Source organism: Weissella sp. DD23 (assembly GCF_001579105.1).
Classification (GTDB): Bacteria; Bacillota; Bacilli; order Lactobacillales; family Lactobacillaceae; genus Weissella; species Weissella cibaria.
Window position 1 is genome coordinate 117,141 of record NZ_KQ970395.1, and the last position, 2,513, is coordinate 119,653.

2 protein-coding genes are annotated in these 2,513 nt (G+C 48.5%); both read right to left on the reverse strand.

Translation table 11 applies throughout. The features are described 5' to 3' along the window. Positions 1-404: 404 nt before the first annotated feature. The gene (locus WEIDD23_RS09235) at positions 405-959 is read right to left on the reverse strand and encodes a hypothetical protein (RefSeq protein ID WP_062358932.1); all 555 of its coding nucleotides are present in this window, start codon (positions 957-959) and stop codon (positions 405-407) included. 37 nt (positions 960-996) lie between these two features. Next, complete coding sequence (locus tag WEIDD23_RS09240; RefSeq protein ID WP_010372800.1) at positions 997-2,358, reverse strand: glycosyltransferase; 1,362 nt, start codon at positions 2,356-2,358, stop codon at positions 997-999. Positions 2,359-2,513: the final 155 nt, after the last annotated feature.

Consider the following 2,513-nt stretch of genomic DNA (forward strand, 5'->3'; position numbering starts at 1 on the left):
TACTGAACAAAAATAACGTGTACTTTGGTTTGTGGTGGCGGTCGACGCGTTGCGTCGGGACATGGTGGGCGGGGCGTGACTACGGCAAAGATTGGTCGGGGTAAACTCCGCCGGCGCGATCACCGGCTAGCGCCCAAATAATTGTGCGAAGAGTCAAGGTCCGTAACGTCTTATCTAACCGGCGGTCGGCCAAACTTGTGAGTTCACCCCGACCAATCGCTACGTCACACCCCACCCACCATGCCAGCAATCAAGATATTCTCGGTTTGCTTGATAGTCATTGTTGGCCTTATGCCATCACACCACAGAACATTGACATTCGAAGATTATAGAGAACCACTCGGTTGCTCGTGCGATAGCACGACCCGCACTAAAAAACACCGACCAATAAGTCGGTGTTTCTATTAGCCTAGATATCGTAAAATTTCGATGTCTTGTGTATCAAAAATATCTTGGCAGGCTTTGGTTAAGTAATCTGTTTCGTTCGCATAGAGTTTGCCGTCATAGAGAAAGCTCAGGCTGACTGGTTGTTGACTGTCGCCATCATAGTTATAAAGCTTCTTCACCGACTTACCATTATTTTGGGTTAAACGAATCATGATGGTGCGCAAGCGTTCGTCACGAATCCAGCGCTTAATAACCGCTGCCCGTTCGCCAACCAAGTCAAATTGCCAGTTAGAGCCAGCCACCATGTATTTAATGGCGCGGACCGTTTGTTTCTGCCAATCGATTAATTGCAACGTGGCAATTTCTTGCCCCATATCCGTCACTCGTAACTCACCCTGTGGCGTATAAGACATGGCATAATCCGGTGCAAACGGCAACTCATTCAACGTGGTCGCTGGGCGTTGACGCGCCCCAGCGACTCGGTACAGTACGTATTCACCGGCTTGCCGTGCCACATACTGTTCATCCTCCGTGACGTTCACAATCTGCACGTGGTGGTAGCGCCGCTTCAACTAGTTAAACGTCTCAATCACATGGTCTGTTTTTTCATTAATCAGCATTATTTTCATCGCAATGCTCCAATTCTGCAATTAAGTCTGCCCACTTGGCTGTAATGTGTGGCGCATCATACTGCGTCGCCTGTTGTCGTGCTGCCTCACTAGCTTGCTCGCGCCAGTGGCGATCAGCCAGACCCATCACTAACGCATTCGCTAACAGGTCAACCCGACCATCTGATACCAACTTGCCTCCCTTACCAATCACAGCGCGCGGACCGTAATCAATATCGTATGACACAACTGGCGTGCCAGCGGCTAACGCTTCAAGTAACGTCCGACCAAAGCCTTCCGTGCGAGAAGTGAACACCGTCAATTGGCCAGTCTGGAAGGTCGCGACCGCATCCGTTGTTGGCCCATTAAATGTAATGTAATTAGACGCATGGGCATCCGTGACTTGTTTTTGCAGTTGCGTGTAATAAGCTTGGTCTGTAATTGTGCCATACAGTTGCAAATTGATATCGCGATTTTGTTGATGGGCCTGCACCACCGCTGCGATCATATCCTCAACCCGTTTAATGCGATCGAATCTAGTCACGACCACCACTGACATAGCTCGGCGGTCTGCCAGAGCCGTCACTGACTTAGGCACGTTAATCGACGCGGGGGCAATATCTGCTGTCCGACACTGCCATTCCGTCTGGACATCAACAGCCTGATTGTGGGTCCCGGTAACAATCCAATCAAATTGACGCGAACGTAGTAAATTGCGGAACCCGACTAAAATTTGATGTTGACCAACGTGATGGTCAGCATGAATATAGGCGACCTTTGCCACTGCATTGCTTACCCCAAGATAGGCTTGCGTCATTTCTTCTTCCAGCACATCGGCATAAATAACGCTCGGTTCCTGGGCCGTTATTTCCTGCAAAAACTGACGAACCAAAGCCGTGAAACTCATCACCTGCAACTGGCCGGCTTGCCAAAAATGAACTTGGGCCACTTTATTTTGTTGATATAACAGCCGGATTCGCTCGGAACCATCAGTGTTATAAAGAATGGCCACCCGCCGCGAAACCGTCTTATTATCCAGGCCATAATAAATTTCACCAACCAGGCGATCACTTTGATTAAACACACGGTCAACCAATGTCACCTGCTGATGATCATGTAGTCTTTCAACCCGCACACCGCCAGCAATTGCATCCCCCTGATAATACGCCATCATATTTAAATGGGTTGCCTCTAAATCCGGGGCAACCGCCTGCCAAATGTCATTGTATTGTGGATTGTAGTCAAACGTGACCAATCGCACATTTTTCTGCAATGCTTTGAACACACGCACGCGTTCAGTCACAGCATACGATCGGCCGCTCTGTCCTCGACCAAAAAACTCCATTAAAAATAAGTGTTGCATTAGAACCTCCCCGTTTGTTCAAACGCTTTCTTTAAGTATAACAACAAAACGTGGGCTTTTTTTGAAGGATTCCTAGTAAAAAACGAGAGTGGGTCAAATGGCGTTATATTAAGGGTTCAGCCTTTCGGAACACGTTTAAAAGCCGCCAATCCTCC

Excerpts from the sequence above, each read along its gene's own strand:
- WEIDD23_RS09240 (WP_010372800.1), bottom strand. The coding sequence starts at position 2,358 with ATGCAACACTTATTTTTAATGGAGTTTTTTGGTCGAGGACAGAGCGGC.